This window comes from Massilia sp. Root418, assembly GCF_001425265.1.
Taxonomy (GTDB): domain Bacteria; phylum Pseudomonadota; class Gammaproteobacteria; order Burkholderiales; family Burkholderiaceae_D; genus Rugamonas.
The window spans coordinates 363,856-386,054 of the sequence record NZ_LMEC01000023.1; the positions used below are offsets into that span (position 1 = coordinate 363,856).

Below are 22,199 nucleotides of genomic sequence, written 5' to 3' on the forward strand. Positions count from 1 at the left end.
CATTGTGAGCATGTGGATAGCCCAAGTCAACCGGGTGAAGGTCCGGGATTGCCTTACTTCGGCGCCAGCGTGGACGCTTTGATACGCTGCACCAGCTCCTTGCCCTTGCGGGCCCGCTTGCCGAAGTGCGGCGCCAGCACGTTGCCGGACATTTCCAGCTCGCGCGGCTTGGCCGCCATGGTGCCGTGCACGATCACGCCCTTCTGGCTGATGGCCGCGGCCGACAGCAGCGTTTCCTTCGGATCGAGCTCCATCAGGATCACGCCGCGTCCGCCATTGGTCAGCGTTTTCATTTCGCTCATGCCGAACACCAGCAGGCGGCCTTTTTCGGACAGCGCCGCCACGGCGCTGGCGTCGTCCGCCACTACCGACGGCGGCAGCGGCAGGTCGCCCTCGTCCAGCGTGATGAAGGACTTGCCGCCCTTCAGGCGGCTGACCATGTCGCCGGCCTTGGCGATGAAGCCGAAGCCTGCGCTGGAGGACAGCAGCAGCTGGGTGGCGGCAGGACCGGCGAAGTAGTGCTTGATGCGCACGCCGCCGGACAGGTCCACCAGCGTGGTGATCGGCACGCCGTCGCCGCGCGCGTTCGGCAGCGCGGCCACCGGCACGGAATACACCTTGCCGTTGTCGCCGAAGCCGAGCAGGGTGTCCACGGTGCGGCACTCGAAGGCTTCATGCAGGCTGTCGCCCACCTTGAAGGTGAACTGGGCCTTGTCGTGGCCGATGCCGGTGCGGGCGCGGATCCAGCCTTTTTCCGAGATGATGACAGTGACCGGTTCGTCCACCACCTTCTGCTCTGCCACGGCCTTCTGCGCTTCCTCGATCAGGGTGCGGCGCGCGTCGCCGTAGGCTTTGGCGTCGCTCTCGATTTCCTTGATGATGATGCGCTTCATCGAGGACGGGTTTTCCAGCAGGTCCGTCAGGGTCTGCTTTTCCTTGCGCAGCTCGGCCAGTTCCTGCTGGATCTTGATCGCTTCCAGGCGCGCCAACTGGCGCAGGCGGATTTCCAGGATGTCCTCGGCCTGGCGGTCCGACAGCTTGAAGCGCTCGATCAGCGCCACCTTCGGGTCGTCCGAATTGCGGATGATGTGGATCACTTCATCGATGTTGAGCAGGATAGTCTCGCGGCCCTCCAGGATGTGGATGCGGTCGTCCACTTTGCGCAGGCGGAACTGGGTGCGGCGCGTGACGGTCTCGAAACGGAAGCCGATCCACTCGCTGATGATGTCGCCGATGCCCTTCTGGCGCGGGCGGCCGTCGCTGCCTATCATCACCAGGTTGATGGAGGCGGACGATTCCAGCGAAGTATGCGCCAGCAGCATCAGCATGAATTCGGTCTGGTCCTGGTTCTTCGATTTCGGCTCGAACACCAGGCGTACCGGCGCCGCGCGGCCCGATTCGTCGCGGATGGTGTCGAGCGAGCCCAGGATCAGCTGCTTGAGCGCCAGCTGGTCCGGCGAGAGCGCCTTCTTGCCCATCTTGACCTTGGGATTGGTCAGTTCCTCGATCTCTTCCAGCACCTTCTGCGAGGAGGTGCCCGGCGGCAGTTCGGTGACCACCGCCTGCCACTGGCCGCGCGCCAGTTCTTCGATCTTCCAGCGCGCGCGCACTTTCATCGAGCCGCGGCCGGAGGCGTACATGTCGTGGATCTGCGCCGGCGGGGTGATGATCTGGCCGCCGCCCGGGAAGTCCGGGCCGGGGATCAGCGCCATCAGTTCTGCGTGGCTGATCTTGGGATTGCGGATCATGGCCACGGCGGCCTGCGCCACTTCGGTCAGGTTGTGCGACGGGATTTCGGTGGCCAGGCCCACGGCAATGCCGGAGGCGCCGTTCAGCAGCACCATCGGCAGGCGCGCCGGCAGCAGGCTCGGTTCTTCGGAAGAGCCGTCGTAGTTGGGCTGGAAGTCCACCGTGTCCTGGTCGATTTCATCCAGCAGCAGGCGCGAGATCGGCGTCAAACGGGCTTCGGTGTAGCGCATGGCCGCCGCGCCGTCGCCGTCGCGCGAGCCGAAGTTGCCCTGGCCGTCGATCAGCGGGTAGCGCAGCGAAAAGTCCTGCGCCATGCGCACCAGCGCGTCGTACACCGACTGGTCGCCGTGCGGGTGCAGCTTGCCCAGCACGTCGCCCACCACGGTGGCGGACTTGCGCGGCTTGGCGGTGTGGCCCAGGCCCAGTTCATTCATCGAATACAGGATGCGGCGCTGCACCGGCTTCTGGCCGTCGCACACGTCCGGCAGGGCGCGGCCCTTGACCACGGAGATGGCGTAGTCCAGGTAGGCGCGCTCGGCGAAGGTGGACAGCACCAGGGTGTCGCCGCCGTCGCCGCCGTCGCCATCGTCGCCGTCTTCGCCATCACCGCCGTCGCCTCCGCCGTCGCCGCCGCCATTGCCTTCGGCTGCGATGTCCGCTGCGGCCGCGGCGTCGTCCAGCGGCTGCAGTTCGTCCATGGTCTCGGCCACGGGATTGACGCCGGGACCGGCTTTTTCTGCACCGGTGGCTTCTTCCTGCGCCGGTTCGTCAAAGAGATTTGCTTGATGAGTCATATCAGATAACGTGTGCTGTATTAAATGTCGGCTTCGACTTCGTTGCCGTGTTCCTCGATCCATGCGCGGCGGGCGGCGGCTTCGCCTTTACCCATCAGCATGTTGAAGCGCGCGGAGGAGGTGCTGTGACCGGGGCGGCCGACTTTCACCGGCAGCAGGCGGCGCGTGTCCGGATTCATGGTGGTTTCCCACAGCTGCTCGGCGTTCATCTCGCCCAGGCCCTTGAAGCGGGAGATGGACCAGCTGCCGTCCTTCAGGCCGTCCTTGCGCAGCTTGTCCTCGATGGCCACCAGCTCGCCGTCGTCCAGCGCGTACAGCTTCTGGATCGGCTTCTTGCCGCGCGCCGGCGCGTCCACGCGGTACAGCGGCGGACGGGCGATGCAGATGTGGCCCTTCTGGATCAACGCCGGGAAGTGGCGGAAGAACAGCGTGAGCAGCAGCACCTGGATGTGCGAGCCGTCCACGTCCGCATCGGAGAGGATGCAGATTTTGCCGTAGCGCAGGCCGGACAGGTCGGGCGAGTCGCCGTTGGCGTGCGGGTCGACGCCGATCGCCACCGAAATATCGTGGATCTCGTTGTTGGCGAACAGCCGGTCCTTGTCGGTTTCCCAGGAGTTGAGCACCTTGCCGCGCAGCGGCAGGATGGCCTGGAATTCCTTGTCGCGGCCCATCTTGGCCGAACCGCCCGCCGAGTCGCCCTCGACCAGGAAGATTTCGGTGCGGGTCACGTCGGTCGACTCGCAGTCGGTCAGCTTGCCCGGCAAAACGGCCACGCCGGACGATTTTTTCTTTTCCACTTTTTGCAGCGAGCGCAGGCGCGACTGGGCCTGCTTGATCACCAGCTCGGCCAGTTTCTTGCCGTAGTCGATGTGCTGGTTCAGCCACAGTTCCAGCGGCGGCTTGGCGAAGGTGGACACCAGGCGCACCGCGTCGCGCGAGTTCAGGCGCTCCTTGATCTGGCCCTGGAACTGCGGGTCCAGCACCTTGGCCGACAGCACGAAGGAAACGCGCGCGAACACGTCTTCCGGCAGCAGCTTCACGCCTTTCGGCAGCAGCGAGTGCATCTCGGCGAAGTTCTTCACGGCGCCGAACAGGCCGTCGCGCAGGCCCGATTCGTGGGTGCCGCCGTTCGGCGTGGGGATCAGGTTGACGTAGGATTCGCGCACCACGGCGCCGGTTTCGGTCCATGCCACCACCCAGGCGGCGCCTTCGCCCTCGGCGAAGCCTTCCGCGTCAGGACCGGCGAACTGCGCGCCTTCGAACAGCGGGATCAGGGTTTCGCCGTCGGACGCCTGCGCCAGCGCCTCGGTCAGGTAGCCGCGCAGGCCTTCGTCGTATTTCCAGGTCTGGGAGTCGCCGGTCTTGGCGTTGTTCAGCGTGACGGTCACGCCCGGCAGCAGCACGGCCTTGGAGCGCAGCAGGCGCTGCAGCTCAACTTGAGAAATCAGCGAGGAGTCGAAGTACTTCGCGTCCGGCCAGGCGGTCACGCGGGTGCCTGACTTCTTGCCATCCTTCGGCGCCGGCATGGAGGTCAGCGGTTCCACCACTTCGCCATGCTCGAACACCAGGTGGTGGTAGCCGTTGCCCTTGTCGTCCTTGCGCCAGACGGAGATCTCCAGGCGCTTCGAGAGCGCGTTGGTGACCGACACGCCCACGCCGTGCAGGCCGCCCGAGAAGGCGTAGGCGCCGCCCGAGCCCTTGTCGAACTTGCCGCCGGCGTGCAGGCGGGTGAAGACGATTTCCACCGTCGGCACGTTTTCTTCAGGGTGCAGGCCGACCGGGATACCGCGGCCGTCGTCTTCCACCGTGATGCTGCCGTCTGCATTCTGCGTGACGATAATATTCTTGCAATGGCCGCCCAACGCCTCGTCGGAGGCATTGTCGATCACCTCCTGGATGATGTGCAGCGGGTTCTCCGTGCGGGTGTACATGCCCGGACGCTGCTTGACGGGCTCCAGGCCCTTGAGGACGCGGATGGATGATTCGCTATAGTCGGAAACTGGTTTTTTAGTGGCCATACGTGATCAAGCTAGGTTGTGCGGTTCTTATTGGTGCGGCAGCTCGTCTGCAACATACTGTGCAAAATGCTGTGATTATATACAGTTATTTCGCTCCGGAAGTGCTTTCTGCGCAACGCCGGCAGGCGCGCTTGCTTGCGCATTCTATCCGCAACCGGCTGCAACGGCGGGAAACAAGGCGCTGGAAATGGCGTGCGGTTGTGGTTAAATGGGGAAAAGCGCTGTAAAAAACACCACGTTCAGCACGCCGTGTCCCCATGAATGCAGACACATATCCGTTCGCAGTGCGCCTGATCGGCTTCGCCGGGGCGCAGGCCGCCGCCCTGGCTGCGGCGCTCGGGCGCGTGCCTGCCGGCGGGCCGGCGTATTTTTGCCTGTCGGCCGACAGTTTGCAAGAGCCGGACCTGCTGCTGGTGAACGGCGCCGACCTGAAGGCCCTGGCCACGCTGGCGGCGCTCAGCCCTGCACCCGCTACAACACTTAGTTCCGGTCCCGGTCCCGGCGGCGTGCGTCCGGCGCTGCTGCTGGGCGCTCCGGCGCCGGCGCTGCGGCTGGCCTATCCGTCCCTGCCCCTGCCGTGCGACGACGACAGCCTGCATGCCGAGCTGGCGCGCCTGGTGGAGCGCCGCGCCGACGCGCTGGCCAGGCTGGCGGCCACGGGCCTGCCGCCGCCGGCCGAGCGGCGCACGCACGAGCGGCTGGACCTGGACCTGACCGATCCCGCCGAATACGCGGACCGGCGCAGCCCGCCCGAGGCGCGGCGCGGCGCGGTGCTGGTGGTGGATCGCAACGCGCGCTTCAGCCAGCACATCGCCAAACTGCTCAAGCCTTGGGACATCCCCACCATGTGGGCATCCGACGAACCGTCCGCGTTGGCGGCCTGCGCGGACGCGCCGCAGATGCTGGCGCCGGTGGCGGTGGTGCTGATCAATACCTCGCTGTCCGAGATCGATCCCTACGCCCTGTGCGCCGTGCTGCGCGAGCAGGGCGGGGTGGAAGCGGGAGCGTTGGTGCGTCCACCGGACGTGGTGTTCACCGTGTCGCACGACTATCGCTACGACAGCGCGCGCGCCCGCGCCGCCGGCGCCGCCGGCCTGCTCGACAAGCCCGTCTCCGACGCCACGCTGCGCACGGTGCTTAAGAAGCTGATGCGCCTCGCCTGATCCCGATTCCCTTCGCGCGACCAATACACGGCGTTTACGCCCGCCATGGGTCTTTTTAGGCCGTTTTTACGGCCCGGCCGATAAGCTGAGCAACCTGCTTATCCACCGAAGAAAGACTGCATCATGAAGAAACCATTGGTCTCCGCCGCTGCCGCAGCGGCATTTTCCGCCGCGCTGGCCCTGCCTGCCGCCACGGCGCACGCCGAAGAACAGAAGCCGGACAACGACATCAGCTTTAACGCGGCCGCCGCGTCGGACTACCGCTACCGGGGCATCTCGCAAACACGCTCGCAGCCGGCGCTGCAGGCGGGCGCGGATTACGTCCACAACCCGAGCGGCTTCTATGCCGGCGCCTGGGGTTCCACCATCAAGTGGACCAAGGACGCGGGCGGCGGCGGCGGCGTGGAGCTGGACCTGTACGCCGGCAAGCGCGGCCAGCTCGGCGCAGACATCGCTTATGACGTGGGCGTGCTGACCTATGTCTATCCGTCCAATGGGTTGAAGCGCGTGGCCGGTTTCGCCGGCGCCGACACCACCGAAGTTTACGGCCAGCTGGGCTACGGCCCCGCCTACGTCAAGTACTCGCACGCCGTGACCAATCTGTTCGGCTTCGCCGACAGCAAAAACAGCGGCTACCTGGACGTGGGCGCGAATCTGGACGCGGGCGGCGGCTACATCGTCAACCTGCACGCGGGCCACCAGAAGGTGCAGCATTCCAGCCAAGCCGACTACACCGACTGGAAAGTCGGCGCCACCAAGGACTTCGGCGTGTTCACCGGCGCGCTGGCCGCCGTCGGCACCAACGCCGGCAAGACAGCCTACGCGTCGCCCGCCAACGGAAAGTTCCTGGGCAAGACCGCGCTGGTATTCACCGTCAGCGAAGCGTTTTAAGCGGCGCATTTTTACGGTTTGTTTACACCGCCCCCGCGAGTCTTTACACCGATTTTAGACCTCCGCCGATAAGCTGGAAACATCAAAACAAGACCTGTAAGGGGTTCAACATGGATGTGGTATTTATCGGCGCAATCGTCGTCCTTCTGGCCGTGAGCTGCGGCTTTGCCGCCGGCTGCGGCGTTCTGGGAGAGCGCAAATGAATAGTTTTTACTTACTCGGCGCCGTAGCTGCGGCGGGCCTGCTGGTGTACCTGGTAATGGCGCTGCTGAAAGCGGAGGAACTGTGATGACCACGCAATCGTTCATTCTGCTGGCCGTGTTCCTGGCCGTGCTGTTGGCGCTGGCCTGGCCGCTTGGCGCGGTGCTGGCGCGCGTCGGCCACGGCGGCCGCATACCCGGCTTCGGCTGGCTGGAAAAACTCGAACAGCTGCTGTACCGCGCGGCCGGCATCCCGCTCAAGTCCGAGGAGCGCGGCCAGGCCTGGAAGGGCTACGCCGTCGCGCTGCTGGTGTTCAACGGCATCGGGGCGCTGGTGGTCTACGGCCTTCAGCGCGTGCAGGCCTGGCTACCGCTTAACCCGCAAGGGCTGGACAACGTCAGTCCCGACTCGTCCTTCAACACCGCCGTCAGCTTCGCGGCCAACACCAACTGGCAGGGCTACAGCGGCGAGCAGACCATGAGCTATCTGGTCCAGATGCTGGCGCTGACCTGCCAGAACTTCTTTTCGGCCGCCACCGGCATGGCCGTGGCGTACGCGCTGATACGCGGCTTCAGCGCGCGCTCGGCCAAGTCGATCGGCAATTTCTGGGTCGACATTACGCGCTCCACGCTGTACGTGCTGCTGCCGCTGTCGCTGCTGTTCGCCGTGTTCCTGATGGGGCAGGGCGTGATCCAGAACTTCTCGGCCTATAAGGAAGTGGCGCTGCTGGACCAGGTAAGCTACGCCCTGCCGGAAGGTGGCACCATGACTGCGGCCACGCAAACCATCGCCATGGGCCCGGTCGCATCGCAGGAGGCAATCAAGATGCTGGGAACGAACGGCGGCGGCTTCTTCAACGCCAACTCGGCCCATCCTTACGAGAACCCCAGCGCGCTGTCCAACTTCGGGCAGATGCTGGCCATCTTCCTCATTCCGGCCGGCTTGTGCTTCGCCTTCGGCCGCATGGTGGGCGACCGCCGCCAGGGCTGGGCCGTGCTGGGCGCGATGACGGTGCTGTTCGTCGCTTGCGCCTTGGTGGTGCTGGTGGCCGAACAGCAGGCCCACCCCGCGCTGCAGGCGATGGGCGTGGACCAGGCCATGAACGCCTTGCAATCGGGCGGCAATATGGAGGGCAAGGAAACCCGCTTCGGCATCAGTGCGTCCGCCCTGTTCGCCGCGGTGACCACGGCCGCCTCCTGCGGCGCGGTGAACGCCATGCACGATTCCTTCACGCCGATCGGCGGCATGGTCCCCATGCTGCTGATGCAGTTCGGCGAAGTGATCTTCGGCGGGGTCGGCTCCGGCTTGTACGGCATGCTGGTGTTCGCCATCATGGCGGTGTTCATCGCCGGCCTGATGATAGGCCGCACACCGGAATACCTGGGCAAGAAAATCCAGGCCTATGAAATGAAGATGACCTCCATCGCCATCCTGGTGACGCCGATCCTGGTACTGGGCGGCACCGCCATCGCGGTGATGACGGACGCCGGCAAGGCCGGCATCGCCAACCCCGGCGCGCACGGCTTCTCGGAGATCCTGTACGCCTTCAGCTCGGCCGCCAACAACAACGGCAGCGCGTTCGCAGGCCTGTCCGCCAACACGCCGTTCTACAACGCCATGCTGGCAGCCGCCATGTGGTTCGGCCGCTTTGCCGTGATCGTGCCGATCCTGGCCATCGCCGGTTCGCTGGCCGGCAAGCAGCGCCTGGAGGCGAACGCCGGCACCATGCCGACACATGGCGCCATGTTCATCGGCCTGCTGGTGGGCGTGGTGGCGCTGGTAGGCGTGCTCAATTACGTGCCTGCGCTGGCGCTTGGCCCCGTAGTCGAACATCTGCAACTGAATAACAAATAAGGAGTGTCGCATGTCGCAAGCTAATACATCGTCCAGGGACATGGCGCTGCACCCGACCGCGCCTGCGCGGCGCCTGAAAATGTTCGACACCGAACTGCTGCTGCCGGCCATCGCCGATTCGTTCAGGAAGCTGAGCCCGCGCACCCAGTTGCGCAGCCCGGTCATGTTCGTGGTCTACGTCGGCAGCATCATCACCACGCTGCTGTACGTGCAGGCGCTGTTTGGCCAGGGAGAGGCCAGCGCCGGCTTTATCCTGGCCACCACCGTGTGGCTGTGGTTCACCGTGCTGTTCGCGAACTTCGCCGAAGCCATGGCCGAGGGCCGCAGCAAGGCGCAAGCGGCGTCGCTGCGCAGCCTGAAAAAGAGCGTGGTCGCCAAGAAGCTGGCCGCGCCGAAGCACGGCACCGCCTGGCTGCCGTGCGACGGTCCGGATCTACGCAAAGGCAATTTCATCCTGGTCGAGGCGGGCGACGTCATCCCGATAGACGGTGAAGTGGTGGAAGGCGTGGCCTCGGTGGACGAAAGCGCCATCACCGGCGAATCTGCCCCGGTGATCCGGGAATCGGGTGGCGACTTCTCGGCCGTCACCGGCGGCACCCGCGTGCTGTCGGACTGGCTGGTGGTGAAGGTCACCGTCAATCCAGGCGAGACCTTCCTGGACCGCATGATTTCAATGGTGGAGGGCGCCAAGCGCCAGAGGACCCCGAACGAGATCGCACTGACGATCCTGCTGGTGGCGCTCACCATCGTGTTCCTGGTGGTGACCGCCACGCTGCTGCCGTTCTCGCTGTTCTCGGTGCAGGCTGCCGGCTCCGGCGCGCCGATCACCATCACGGTGCTGATCGCATTGCTGGTCTGCCTGATCCCGACCACCATTGGCGGCCTGCTGTCAGCCATCGGCGTTGCCGGCATGAGCCGCATGATGCAGGCCAATGTCATCGCCACTTCTGGCCGTGCGGTGGAGGCGGCTGGCGACGTGGACGTGCTGCTGCTGGATAAAACCGGCACCATCACGCTGGGCAACCGCCAGGCCTCGTCCTTCGTGCCGGCCCCCGGCGTGAGCGGGCAGCAGCTGGCGGACGTGGCGCAACTGGCCTCGCTGGCCGACGAAACGCCGGAAGGCCGCAGCATCGTGGTGCTGGCCAAGCAGAAGTTCAATATCCGCGAGCGCGACATGGTCTCGCTGCAGGCCCGGTTCGTGCCGTTCACCGCGCAGACCCGCATGAGCGGCGTGGACCTGCAGGGCAGGGAAGTGCGCAAAGGCGCGGCCGACTCGGTGAAAAAGTACGTGGAAGCGCTGGGCCTGCCGTACCCGGCCGAGGTGGCGCGCGCGGTGGACGACGTGTCGCGCCGGGGCAGCACGCCGCTGGTGGTGGCGGATGCCGGCCGTGTGATGGGCGTGGTGGAGCTGAAGGATATCGTCAAGGGCGGCATCAAGGAGCGCTTCGCCGAACTGCGCCGCATGGGCATCAAGACCGTGATGATCACCGGTGACAACAAGCTGACCGCTGCCGCCATTGCCGCCGAAGCGGGCGTGGACGACTTCTTGGCCGAAGCCACGCCGGAGGAAAAGCTGAAACTGATCCGCAGCTACCAGGCCGAAGGCCGCCTGGTGGCCATGACCGGCGACGGCACCAACGACGCGCCTGCGCTGGCGCAGGCCGACGTGGCCGTCGCCATGAACTCGGGCACCCAGGCAGCCAAGGAGGCAGGCAACATGGTGGACCTGGATTCGAACCCCACCAAGCTGCTGGAAATCGTTGAAATCGGCAAGCAGATGCTGATGACGCGTGGCTCGCTGACCACCTTTTCCATCTCGAACGACATCGCCAAATACTTCGCCATCATCCCGGCGGCCTTTGTCGGCACCTATCCGCAGCTGAAGGCGCTGGACGTGATGCACCTGGCCAGCCCGTCGTCGGCCATCATGTCGGCGGTGATCTTCAACGCGCTTATCATCATCGCGCTGATCCCGCTGGCGCTGAAGGGCGTGCAGTACCGCGCCATCGGCGCCACCGCGCTGCTGCGCCGCAACCTGCTGCTGTACGGCGTAGGCGGCATCATCCTGCCCTTTATCGGCATCAAGCTGATCGACATGCTGCTGGCCGCATTCAACTTCGTTTAACCAGGAACCATGATGAAAACCTCAATTCGCCCCGCGCTGGTCATCTTCGGCGCACTGACCCTGATCTGCGGCGTGCTGTACCCGATGGCCGTGACCGGCATCGGCCGGGCCGTGTTCCCGGCGCAAGCGGCAGGCAGCATCGTTGAAGTGGACGGCAAGGCGGTCGGCTCGGAACTGATCGGCCAGTCCTTCACTTCGCCCAGGTACTTCTGGGGCCGTCCTTCGGCCACCGCGCCCATGGCCAATAACGCGGCCGGCTCGGGCGGCTCCAACCTGGGACCCATGAATCCGGCGTTGACGGACGCGGTGAAAGGGCGCATCGCCGCGCTAATGGCCGCCGATCCGGGCAATACCGCGCCGGTGCCGGTGGACCTGGTGACCGCTTCGGCCAGCGGCCTCGATCCCGACATCAGCCTGGCGGCCGCCCGCTACCAGGCCGGCCGCATCGCCGCCGCGCGCGGCCTCGGCACGGAACAGGTGCGTGCGCTGATCGAGCGCGAGGCGCACGGCCGCAGTTTCGGCTTCTTCGGCGAGCCGCGCGTGAACGTGCTGGCGCTGAACCTGGCGCTGGATGGCAAAACCGCGCATACTCGCTGACGGTTCGCCGCCGCGAATCCCGGCGGGTTACGCTGCGCTAACCCGCCCTACGACATATCGATATATGAACAGCATGGTTCCAACAGACAGTCAACGCCCCGACCCGGATGCACTGCTGGCGCAAGTCCAGGCGCAGGAGCGCAAGGCCGCGCGCGGCCGGCTGCGCATTTATTTCGGCGCCTCGGCCGGTGTCGGCAAGACCTACGCCATGCTGTCTGCCGCCCGCAAGCTGGTGGCTGCAGGGGAGTCCGTGCTGATCGGCGTGGCCGAGACGCACGGCCGCAGCGAAACCGCCGCCCTGCTGGACGGCCTGGACGTGCTGCCACTGAAGGAGATCCCTTATCGCGGCAAGGTGCTAAAGGAATTCGACCTGGACGCCGCGCTGGCGCGGCGTCCGCCGCTGATCCTGATGGACGAGCTGGCGCACTCCAACGCGCCCGGCTCGCGCCACCCCAAGCGCTGGCAGGACGTCGATGAACTGCTGGAAGCCGGCATCGACGTGCTGACCACCGTCAACGTCCAGCACCTCGATAGCCTGAACGACGTGGTGGGCGGTATCACCGGCATCCGCGTCAACGAGACCGTGCCGGACACGGTGTTCGACCAGGCCGATGAAGTGGTGCTGGTTGATATCCCGGCCGATGAACTGCTGGCGCGCCTCAAGAGCGGGCGCGTGTACATGGGACAGCAGGCCGAGCGCGCCCGGACGAACTTCTTCCGCAAGGGGAACCTGATTGCCCTGCGCGAGCTGGCGCTGCGCCGCACCGCCGACCGCGTGGAGGACGACGTGCGCGCCTACCGGGTCGAGCAGTCCATCGACGCCATCTGGAAAACCGGCGCCTCGCTGCTGTGCTGCGTCGGCCCGCGTCCCGGCTGCGAGCACGTGGTGCGCAGCGCCGCGCGCCTGGCGGGCCAGTTGGGAACCCCCTGGCATGCGGTGTACGTGGAAACGCCGGCCCTGCAGCGCCTTCCCGAAGCGGAGCGCGAGCGCATCCTGAAGACGCTCAAGCTGGCGCAGGAGCTGGGCGCCAGCACCGCCGTGCTGGCTGGCGCCGATATCGCCGCCATCGCGGTGGACTACGCGCGCAGCCACAACCTGTCCAAGATCACGCTGGGACGCGGCCACTCGGGCTGGCCCTGGCGTGCCGCGCACATCAAGCGCATGGCGGACCTGGCGCCGGATGTCGACCTGATTGAAATCGGCGATGCCAGCCGCGAGAGTTCCCAGGCGGTGCAGGCCGGAGGACTGGCCGGCCTGTCGCCGTTCGGACGCACCCTGGTCAACCCCTTCAACCCGCCCGATGCGGCTGCCGCGCGCACCGGCGGCGCGGCCCCGGCGTCGGCCCCCGGCTCAGCCTCCGCCGAGGAAGAGGTGCTGCCTGACGGCGCTGCGAAGCGGCGTGGCCTGTCCTATCTGGGCGCTGCAGGCGCCAGCGTGGCCACCGCGCTGATCACCGCGCCGCTGCTGCCTTATGTGGACCTGGCCAACATCGCCATGCTGTTCCTGCTGGTGGTGGTGCTGGTGGCGGTGCGGCTCGGGCGCGGACCCTCGGTGCTGGCCACCTGCGTCAGTGTGCTGTGCTTCGACTTCTTTTTCGTGTCGCCGCGCTTCAGCTTCGCGGTGTCGGATCTGCAGTACGTGATCACTTTCGGCGTGATGCTGGCGGTGGGCCTCATCACCGGCCACCTGACAGCCGGCCTGCGCTTCCAGGCGCGGGTGGCTTCGCACCGCGAAGCCCGCTCACGCGCGCTGTACGAATTTGCCCGCGAGCTGTCCGGCGCGCTGCAGACCGGGCAGATTTTCGACAGCACCCGCAGCGCCGTGCAGGCCGCATTCCGCGCCCGGGCCGTGCTGCTGCTGCCGGACGAGGAAGGCCGCCTGCAAGCGCCGGCGCCTGGCGGCGGCGTCAACCTGTCCGTGCTGGACATCGGCATTGCCCAATGGGCTTACGAGCGCGCCGAAAGCGCCGGCCTGGGCACGGACACGCTGCCCGCCAGCCGCATCTTCTACCTGCCGCTGGTGGCGCCGATGCGCACGCGCGGCGTGCTGGCCATCGAACCCGGGCACCGCCGCTGGATGCTGATCCCCGAGCAGCGGCAGCAGCTCGACACCATCGCAGCCTTGGCCGCCATCGCGCTGGAACGCGTGCACTATATCGAGGTGGCGCAGGCCGCGCTGGTGAGCATGGAGTCCGAACGGCTGCGCAACTCGCTGCTGGCGGCGCTGTCGCACGACCTGCGCACGCCGCTCACGTCGCTGGTTGGCCTGTCCGAATCGCTGGCCGGTTCAAAGCCGGACCTGGCGCCGCAGCAACTGGCGCAGGCGCAGGCGCTGCATGCCGAATCGCTGCGCATGAGCACCCTGGTGTCCAACCTGCTGGACATGGCCCGCATCCAGAGCGGCGAAGTGACGTTCAACCTGCAATGGCAGCCGCTGGAGGAAGTGGTGGGCAGCGCTTTGCGCGCCAGTGCGCCCCAGCTCGGGCAGCACGCCGTCGGCACCGCGCTGCCGCACGGCTTGCCGCTGTTGCGCTACGACGCCGTGCTGATCGAGCGGGTGCTGTGCAACCTGCTGGAGAATGCGGTCAAGTACACGCCCCCCGGCTCGCGCATCGTGGTGAGCGGCGAACTGCACGGCCAGTGGATGAAGGTGATGGTGTACGATGACGGGCCGGGCCTGCCGTACGGCCGCGAGGAAGCCTTGTTCGAGAAGTTCACGCGCGGCGAGCGCGAATCGGCCAAGCCGGGCGTGGGCCTGGGGCTGGCGATCTGCCGCGCCATCGTCGAAGCGCACGGTGGCAGCATAGCCGCGGAGCCTTCCCCGCTGGGCGGCGCCGCCTTTGCCATCGCACTGCCGCTCGGCACGCCGCCGGACCCGCCTACGGAATTGATGGAATGATGAATACGCAACCGACCGAAAAGCCGCGCGAGAGCGCGCCCGTCGCCCTGCTGGTGGAAGACGAACCGCAGATCCGCCGCTTCGTGCGGGCCGCACTCGAGGAGGAAGGCTGGCAGGTGCATGAATGCCCCACCATGCAGCGCGGCCTGATCGACGCCGGCACCCGCAAGCCGGACCTGGTGGTGCTCGACCTGGGCCTGCCCGACGGCGACGGCGTGGCCTTCCTGCACGACTTGCGGAAATGGTCCGCCGTGCCGGTGATCGTGCTGTCGGCGCGCGTAAACGAAGCGGACAAGATCGGTGCCCTGGACGCCGGCGCGGACGACTACCTGACCAAGCCCTTCGGCGTGGGCGAACTGCTGGCCCGCGTGCGCGCCACCCTGCGCCGCCAGCGGCAGCCGCAGGCGGACATGGCCGGCGTGGTGCGTTTCGGCGCGGTGGAAGTGGACCTGCAGAACCGCCGCGTCTCCAAGGGCGGCGAAGGCGTGCACCTGACGCCGACCGAGTACCGGCTGCTGTCCGTACTGGTGGGGAACGCCGGCCGCGTGATGAGCAACCCGCAGCTGCTGCGCGCCGTGTGGGGGCCGTCGCAGAGCGAAAACGGCCACTACCTGCGCATCTACATGGGCCATTTGCGCCACAAGCTGGAAGACGACCCCGCCCAGCCGAAATACCTGCTGACCGAAACGGCGGTCGGCTACCGGCTGCAGCTGCCCTAGCTCCCTTTCAGCGCGAACAGTTCCAGCCTGAGCGACGCCATTCCGGAAGGCGCATACACCGTCAGTGCCTGGGCCGCCAGCATGGTTTCGTACAACTTGCCTTTGCCCTCGATCAGGAAGTAGTAAGTATTCGGCCGCACCGGCACGTCCGGCGGCACCTGGGCCATGTGCACCAGTTCCAGGCCGGGCAGGGCCATGGCGATGATGCGCTCCACGTCGTCCGGACTGCCCACCTTGAAGCGCAGCGGTACGGCCGCCACCAGTTCCAGCGGCGGCATGTCGGCGCTCACCGCCAAGCCCAGCGTGGCAGACCTGTCGATCTGGGCCACGTCAAGGCGCGCCCGGTGGTGCGTGCTCTTCTGCGCATCCCGCGCCAGCGGTATCGGGAAATAGCGCGAGGACAGGACGGTGTCGGCCAGGTCGCGGATGATGGCGTCCAGCCGGGCGAAGGCGGGCGCGGCGTCGCTGTGCTGGTAGTGCGGCAGGTCGCTCAGCGTGTATTTGCTGGAGAAGGTCATCAAGCCTCCGGCCAGGGCGGTCAGACGGTCAAACAACTGCTCGGGATGATGCTGGCCGTGGCGTGCCGCGTGCACCAGTCCAGCGCCGGCGGTACTGAGCGTGTTGAGCATCCAGTATGACGAGATGTCGCCGCTGTGAAATTCCAGGATGTCCCGCGACGGCTGGCGGTGGCGCAGCTGCAGCGCGGCGATCTTGGCCTGCAGCTTGGCGAGCAGGCTGTCCAGCATGCGCTGCAGGTAGCCGCATGCAATGGAGACGGATGGAGGGAGGAAGTTCCGGTCCTCCTCGAAACCGCCGGCTGCCAGGCGGCGCAGGCGTATCGCCGGCAAGCTGACGAAGGCATTGCGCGTATCGAGATCGGACAGCATGCGCACCGACTTGCCCAGATAGGTGACGTCGATTTCAACCGCGCCGCTGAACAGGTCCTGTGTCTCTTTTTCAACCACGGCGTAGCGCGCTTCGCGCTGGCCGGGCGCGGACAGGTTGCCGCCGTGCGCCTGCAGGGCCGGCAGGGCGGCGTGAAAGGTAAACACCTGCACGTCGCCGGGCAGCTTGCCGAGGTCCACCGGCGGCGGCAACGCTTCGGCGCCGGGCGCGTCGTAGATTTCACCGTCCGGGAAGATCAGCGACATGCTGTCCGCCTGCAGCAGGTTGTTGCGCAGCGCGTCTTCGTTCCACCGTGCCGACTGGATGCCCCACAGGTTGGGCTGCAGCGCGGCGGCCGTGCGCTGCAGGCGCGCTTCGTGATAGCGGTCCAGCTGCTGGAATTGCTGCGGTCCCAGTGTCAACCCTTCCGACCATAGTACTTTCAACGGCAAGCTCATGGCGCGCTCCCTTCGCAGATGATTACCGGAGCATGCCGCGTTGGCCAGCCCGGTTATTGACCAGGCGCAACACCAGTTCGCGTTTCGCCGTGAATAATGGGCCCTCCTGCGGTGGCGAAAGGCGTACATGGAAGACCTCCTGCCCTACTACGAACGCGAGCTGGTGCTGCTGCGGCACTACGGCCGCGAGTTTGCCGTACGCTTTCCCAAGGTGGCTGCGCAACTGGGCATGGGACGCGGCGGCGGTGACGACCCGCAGGTCGAGCGGCTGGTGCAGTCGGTGGCGCTGCTGGCGGCGCGGGTTTCCAAGCGGCTGGACGACGACTATCCGCAATTTACCGAATCGCTGCTGGAAATGCTGCTGCCCCATTATCTGCGGCCGTTTCCAGCCTGCGCAGTCGTCTGCGCGGAGCCGGCTGAAAGAGGGACGCATTGGCAGCGCATCCCGCGCGGTACGGAGATGGAGTCGGTCGCCGTGCAAGGCGTGCGCTGCAAATTCCGCTCGGCGTATGACATCGCCACAGGGCCGCTGTGGGTGACGGCTGCCGGGTACACTGCGCTGCACCGCGCGCCTGCCGACCTGCGGCTGCCAGCCGAAGCCGGCGCCGCCATCCGCATCACCTTCGAGGGAACGGCGGCCTGCCCGGCGCCCGTTGCGCTGCGCGTGTTCATGGACGGCGAACCGTCGTTCTGCGCCGCCCTGCGCGATGCGCTGTTCATGCATGTGGCAAGCGCCTGCGTTGAGACGGAGCAGGGCGGCTGGACGGCGCTGCCGGGCATTCCGCTGTCGCCGGTGGGCTTCGCGGAAGAGGACGCGCTGATTCCGTTCGACTCGCGCTCGCAGCCGGCGTACCGGCTGCTCACCGAGTACTTCGCCTACCCGGAGAAATTCAATTTTTTTGCACTGGACCTGGCGGCGATCCTGCCGCATTTGCCAAAAGGCTGCGGGCGCTTCACGCTGCATCTCATCCTGTCCGGCGTCCGCCCGGACTCCCAGGCGGCACGTATGCTGCAGACCCTGTCGGCAGCCAACATGCGGCTGGGGTGCGCACCGGTGGTGAACCTGTTCTCCCGCCCGGGCGAACCGATCGCGGTCACTCAGCGCAGCAGCGACTACCCGGTGGTGGCCAGTGCGCATCACGCGTCGGCGTACGAGGTGTACTCCGTCGACTCCGTGAGGCTGCTGCGCCATGCGGGCAAGAACGGCACTGCCACCGAATTCCGGCCCTTCTATTCCATGCGCCATGGCGAGGATGGCGCGCAGCAGGGGAACTACTGGGTGCTGCGGCACGACGAAATCATCGCCGCCGGCAGTCCGGGCTACGAAAAAAGGCTGTCGCTGGTTGACGCCGACCTGGCGCCGCTAGCGCTCGGAAAGGACACACTGTCGCTGGAGCTGACCTGCACCAACCGCGACCTGCCCTTGCTGCTGCGCGACTGCCCGCACGGCGCCGGCTTGACGGTCGCCTCAGGCGCCGGCGGCGCAAAACTGTTCTTCGCACTCCATCCAGCGCCGCCTTTGCGGATCGCCTTCAGCGCCGGGCTGCAATGGCGCCTGATCTCCCATCTGGCGCTGAACCACCACACCTTAACCCACGAAGGCCTGCCCGCGTTCCGCGAAATGCTGGCCCTGTACGACCTGCAGCAGAGCGCCACGTCGCAGCGCCAGATCGCCGGTATCACCGGCTTGCGGCACGTCCCCGCCACCGCATGGCTGCGCCATCCACGCGGCGCGTCGCTGGCGCATGGGCTGGAAGTGCGAATGACGCTGGATGAAGACGCCTTTGTCGGGGGCGGGATCCATTTATTCGTCCAGGTGATTGACCACTTCCTGGGCATGTACGCACAGGTAAACAGCTTTATCGAGCTGGTGGCGCTGTCGCACAAATCAGGAAAGGAGCTGATACGATGCAAACCGAGAAGCGGCTACACCTGCCTGACCTGATCGGCGGCCTGGCTGGCGCGCCGCACCGCTACCAGTGGAGCCAGGCCGTGCGCCTGCTGCTGCGCTGGCTGCGCCGCCATGGCGTGCCGCCGGAGCAGGCCTATGCCAGCGTGCTGCGGTTCGACAGCAGCACATCGCTGGCTTTTCCGGCAAGCGAAATCCTGTCGCTGCATGTTGAAACGGATGAAGGCAGCCGCGTGCCCCGCCGCATCCACCTGACGCCGGCCTTCATTGGCTTGCTGGGTGGCTGCGGCACCTTGCCCCTGCACGACACGCAGCGCATCGCCGCCCTGCCGCCCGGCGAGGACGCGGACGCTGCGCAGGCGTTTCTGAACCTGTTCTCAAGCCGCATGGTGGCGCTGTTTTGCCAGGCGTGGGGCAAGTACCGGCTTGAATCCACGCTGGACCTGCAAGGCAACGACGGCCAGCTGCCGCTGCTGCTGGCCCTGAGCGGCGCTGGCGGGTTGGCCGACGATACCGATCGTCACACCGCAGCCTATTACGCAGCGCAGCTGTGGAGCCGTCCCGTCTCCGCCTTGAACATGGCGCGGGTGCTGGCCAGGCATTTCGGCGTGCCGGTCCGGATCGGCCAGTTTGCCGGCAGCTGGGATTATCTGCCCGCCGCGCGCCGCAGCACGCTGGGCCGCACGCGCCCGGCACTCGGCTACGGCGCCGTGCTGGGCGTGCGCCAATGGCGGCAGGACCGGCAGGCCACACTCACCATCGGCCCGCTCGACCGGCCCGCGCTGGCCCGCTTTTTGCCGTACGGCGCTTGCGCTGCCGCTATGGTCCGCATGCTGGCCATGCTGGCCGCGCCGGCTCTGCGCTACGAGGTATGCCTGATCCTGAACACGCCATCCATCCAACCCATTGTGCTGGGCCCGCCCGGCACGCGCCGCCGGCTGGGCTGGGACAGCTTCCTGCCCGGCTGCGGCGGCCAGGTGGAGCGCCCCGAAGTGCGCTACCTGCTTCAGCTATGACCGGAGACTCGACATGGATGCAAACACCGCACTCGCCGTACTGAAGTCGCTCTCCGCGCTGGGCGCCAACAGCCAGGGGGCACGCCTGCTGCGCATGGACTTCCCTCGTGGCGACGGTCCTGAGCACGCCGTCCTGCTGGTTAACACGCTTACCGCGCGCGAAGAAGTCTCGCGGGACTTTCGCTTCGACGTGGGGGTGCTGTCGGACGACGCGCGCATCCCACTGAAAGCCATGATGGGCCGGATGGTCACCATATCCCTGGTGCGCAACGACGGCTCGCTGCGTTACTTCAACGGCTACGTGGCCGAATTCCGTCTCGCCGGCACGGACGGCGGATTCGCCCGCTACCACATGGTGCTGGAACCGTGGCTGGTCTTTGCGCGGCTGCGCAAGAACTGCGCCGCCTTCTACGGCCGCACTGTGCAGGAACTGACCGAGCTCACGCTGCAGCACTACCTGCAACGCGACTGGAAAATGCGCCTGTACGGCAGCGACCCCGAACTGCGCTGCGCGCACCAATACAACGAGACCGACTACAACCACTTGCATCGCCGCTGGGAAGCGCTGGGCCTGTACTACTGGTATGAGCACCGCGCAGACGGCCACACGCTGTGCCTTAGCGACGACAGTACCCTGGCAGACGCCATCGACCCGCGTGAAGGCGCCATCGCAGCGGACGCCATGCCCTTCCGCAGCGAAGCCGGGTCCAGCGAGGACGACAGCATCCACCAATGGCAAGCCGTGCGGCGCGTGGGCCCCGGCCAGTTGACGCTGGCCAGTTTCGACTACAAGAATCCCCATCCGCAGCGCGCCAGCGGGCATGCGCGCGACGGGCAGGGCGACCTGGCCACCTACGAAGTGTATGAAAATGCGGGCGCCTTTGCCTGGCCGGACAGCGCCGATGGCGAGAGCCTGGCGCAACAAAGGATGGACGAGCGGGAACGCGGCACGCAGTATTTCGAAGCCTGCGGCAACGACCGCGCCGCGCAACCAGGCCGCAGCTTCAAGCTGGACGGGCACTTCAGCGCCGGGCCCAGGCCTTCCGTGCCAGGCCGGCCGCACCGCGCCTCCATCGGCGAGCGCGATTACCTGATCCTGTCGGTACTCCACACGGCCAGCAACAACTACCACGCCGGCGCCAGCGCTCCATCCCACTACGAGAATTCTTTCGAATGCGTGCGCCAGGACCGGCGCTGGCACCCGGGGCGTTATTACAACAGCGAGCCGTGCCTGCTCTCCGGCGTGCAAACCGCGCTCGTGGTCGGCCCGGCCGGGGAAGAGATTCATGCCGACAGCTACGGCCGCGTGAAGATCCAGTTCCACTGGGACCGCGTCGGCCAGTACGACGCCGGCGGCACGCCTTGGACGCGGGTGATGATGCCGATGGCGGGCGCCAACCTGGGCCAGGTCGCGTTGCCGCGTGTGGGGCAGGAAGTGGTAGTGCAGTTCGTGGAAGGGAATATGGACCATCCCATCATCATCGGCGCTGCCTACAACGCGGACCACCAGCCGCCATGGAAGCTGCCGTCGCAGCGCGCGCTGACGGGCTGGCGCAGCCGCGAACTGAAAGGCGGCCAGCGCAGCAACCACCTGCTGCTGGACGACACCAGCGGCCAGATCCAGGCGCAGCTGCGCAGCGACCATCTCAGCAGCCAGCTGTCGCTGGGCCACATCGTGCGGGTGGACGAAACCGCCGGGCGGCAGGAGGCGCGCGGGGAAGGATTCGAGCTGCGCACCGACGGCCACGGCGTGGTGCGGGCCGCCGGCGGCATGCTGGTAACTACAGAGTCCCGGCCAGCGTCCCGGTCCCATATCACGAGCATGGACGAAACCTCGCGCATGCTGGGCGCGGCACATCGTTCCCATGTCGATGGCGCTGCGTTGTCGCATCCGCACGATACACGGGATGCGCAAATGCAGCAGGCGGAAGTGGTCAAGGCCATCGAACGACAATGTGAAAACATCAAGGGCAAGGGCGGCAAGGCGGGCCCGCATGAACTATCGGCTCCGCATCTCGTGCTTGCCAGCCCTGTCGGCATAGAGGCGTCGAGCGGCGGCAGCATGCATTGGGCGAGTGCGCGGCATGCCGCAGTCACGAGCGGCCAAAGCTTGTCGTTGTCCAGCGGCGGCGGGATCTTCGCCAACGCGCGCCGGGCACTGCGGCTGTTTGCTCACAAGGCCGGAATGCGCATGGTCGCAGCTGCGGGCGATATCGACTTGCAGGCGCTGTCCGACAGTATCAAGCTTCTGGCCAAGCTGGAGATCACGCACATGGCCAACCGCATCACCATCACTGCCAAGGAAGAAGTAGTGATTAATGGCGGCGGCAGCTACGCCAAGTTCACGGCTGATGGAATTGAGCATGGCACCAATGGCAACTACGTGGCCCATGCGGCCAAACACAGCCTGCCGGGACCCAAGAATTTGAAGGTCGAATTTGCCATGCCGCCATTGGCCAAATTGGACGGTCAGGGTGCGTTGAACCTGGCCAGTCATGCTAGCGCTGCGGGATTTACGGGTTCCGGCCAGCCCTTCAAGCTGTTCAAAGGGGAGGCCTTGATCGAGCAAGGAAAGTTCGATGACGGGGGCGCGCTGGTGTTTCAGCATGACCTTGAGGCGCAATCGGCATATCAGCTTGAACTGGCCAATGGTCAGCGTTACGCAATCGAACCGGACGATCAATCCGAGCGGCACGAGATCAATGCCGGTATCGGATTCCATGGATATGAGAATCCGGGTGGCGTTCTCGGTGAGCAGCCGCCCACTTTGGAGGAGGCGCGGCTACTTGCGAATCCCGCTACCCGCAATTGCATGGAGGAGAAGCCATGAGCATGAATGCCAACGCCGGGCTATACGAGCAGAAGCTGGGCTACAACCGCAGCGCGGGACCATACCAGTCCTTGTCCTTGCCGTGGTGGGT

The 22,199-nt window shown here is 66.3% G+C and carries 14 protein-coding genes; 11 read left to right on the plus strand and 3 right to left on the minus strand.

Annotated features, from left to right (window positions below; all coding sequences use genetic code 11):
- Positions 1-53 precede the first annotated feature (53 nt).
- Together parC and ASC94_RS25055 are read right to left on the minus strand one after the other, a co-directional pair.
- On the minus strand, positions 54-2,543 hold the full coding sequence (parC, locus tag ASC94_RS25050) for a DNA topoisomerase IV subunit A (protein WP_229417399.1): 2,490 nt from the start codon (positions 2,541-2,543) through the stop codon (positions 54-56).
- A gap of 20 nt (positions 2,544-2,563) precedes the next feature.
- The gene (locus ASC94_RS25055) at positions 2,564-4,561 is read right to left on the minus strand and encodes a DNA topoisomerase IV subunit B (RefSeq protein WP_056402391.1); all 1,998 of its coding nucleotides are present in this window, start codon (positions 4,559-4,561) and stop codon (positions 2,564-2,566) included.
- Between the two features lie 257 nt (positions 4,562-4,818).
- Between ASC94_RS25055 and ASC94_RS25060 the strand changes: the two genes are divergently transcribed.
- The 8 genes from ASC94_RS25060 (at position 4,819) to kdpE (ending at position 15,010) form a co-directional block, all read left to right on the plus strand.
- Entirely contained in the window at positions 4,819-5,724 is a 906-nt protein-coding gene (locus ASC94_RS25060; RefSeq protein WP_056402393.1) for a response regulator, read from the plus strand.
- A gap of 123 nt (positions 5,725-5,847) precedes the next feature.
- Positions 5,848-6,615, plus strand: coding sequence for a TorF family putative porin (locus tag ASC94_RS25065; protein ID WP_056402396.1), 768 nt, complete (start codon positions 5,848-5,850; stop codon positions 6,613-6,615).
- Positions 6,616-6,814: 199 nt separating this feature from the next.
- On the plus strand, positions 6,815-6,904 hold the full coding sequence (locus ASC94_RS25070; RefSeq protein WP_056402399.1) for a potassium-transporting ATPase subunit F: 90 nt from the start codon (positions 6,815-6,817) through the stop codon (positions 6,902-6,904).
- Positions 6,904-8,670, plus strand: a complete 1,767-nt coding sequence (gene kdpA / locus ASC94_RS25075; RefSeq protein ID WP_056402402.1) for a potassium-transporting ATPase subunit KdpA — start codon at positions 6,904-6,906, stop codon at positions 8,668-8,670. The genes ASC94_RS25070 and kdpA overlap by 1 nt, the downstream gene beginning before the upstream one ends.
- A gap of 40 nt (positions 8,671-8,710) precedes the next feature.
- Positions 8,711-10,795, plus strand: a complete 2,085-nt coding sequence (gene kdpB, locus ASC94_RS25080) for a potassium-transporting ATPase subunit KdpB (protein ID WP_056402405.1) — start codon at positions 8,711-8,713, stop codon at positions 10,793-10,795.
- 12 nt (positions 10,796-10,807) lie between these two features.
- Positions 10,808-11,392 carry a potassium-transporting ATPase subunit KdpC gene (kdpC, locus tag ASC94_RS25085; RefSeq protein WP_056402407.1) on the plus strand — a complete coding sequence of 195 codons (585 nt, stop codon included), beginning with the start codon at positions 10,808-10,810 and terminating at the stop codon, positions 11,390-11,392.
- Positions 11,393-11,465: 73 nt separating this feature from the next.
- Positions 11,466-14,291 (plus strand): DUF4118 domain-containing protein, encoded by a 2,826-nt coding sequence (locus tag ASC94_RS25090; protein ID WP_056402410.1) that lies wholly within the window; start codon positions 11,466-11,468, stop codon positions 14,289-14,291.
- Complete coding sequence (gene kdpE, locus ASC94_RS25095; RefSeq protein ID WP_056402413.1) at positions 14,291-15,010, plus strand: two-component system response regulator KdpE; 720 nt, start codon at positions 14,291-14,293, stop codon at positions 15,008-15,010. Before ASC94_RS25090 ends, kdpE begins: the two co-directional genes overlap by 1 nt.
- Here kdpE and tssK read toward each other — a convergent pair.
- On the minus strand, positions 15,007-16,353 hold the full coding sequence (gene tssK / locus ASC94_RS25100) for a type VI secretion system baseplate subunit TssK (protein WP_056402416.1): 1,347 nt from the start codon (positions 16,351-16,353) through the stop codon (positions 15,007-15,009). The genes kdpE and tssK overlap by 4 nt on opposite strands.
- Positions 16,354-16,480: 127 nt before the next feature.
- On the opposite strand from tssK, the gene tssF reads away from it, so the two are divergent.
- The 3 genes from tssF to ASC94_RS25115 are packed head-to-tail and all read left to right on the plus strand — an operon-like array spanning position 16,481 to position 22,108.
- Positions 16,481-18,298, plus strand: coding sequence for a type VI secretion system baseplate subunit TssF (tssF, locus tag ASC94_RS25105; RefSeq protein ID WP_056402420.1), 1,818 nt, complete (start codon positions 16,481-16,483; stop codon positions 18,296-18,298).
- On the plus strand, positions 18,262-19,278 hold the full coding sequence (tssG, locus tag ASC94_RS25110) for a type VI secretion system baseplate subunit TssG (RefSeq protein WP_056402423.1): 1,017 nt from the start codon (positions 18,262-18,264) through the stop codon (positions 19,276-19,278). The genes tssF and tssG overlap by 37 nt, the downstream gene beginning before the upstream one ends.
- Before the next feature lie 13 nt (positions 19,279-19,291).
- Positions 19,292-22,108: a type VI secretion system Vgr family protein gene (locus ASC94_RS25115; protein WP_229417401.1), complete on the plus strand. Its 2,817-nt coding sequence runs from the start codon at positions 19,292-19,294 to the stop codon at positions 22,106-22,108.
- Positions 22,109-22,199 lie beyond the last annotated feature (91 nt).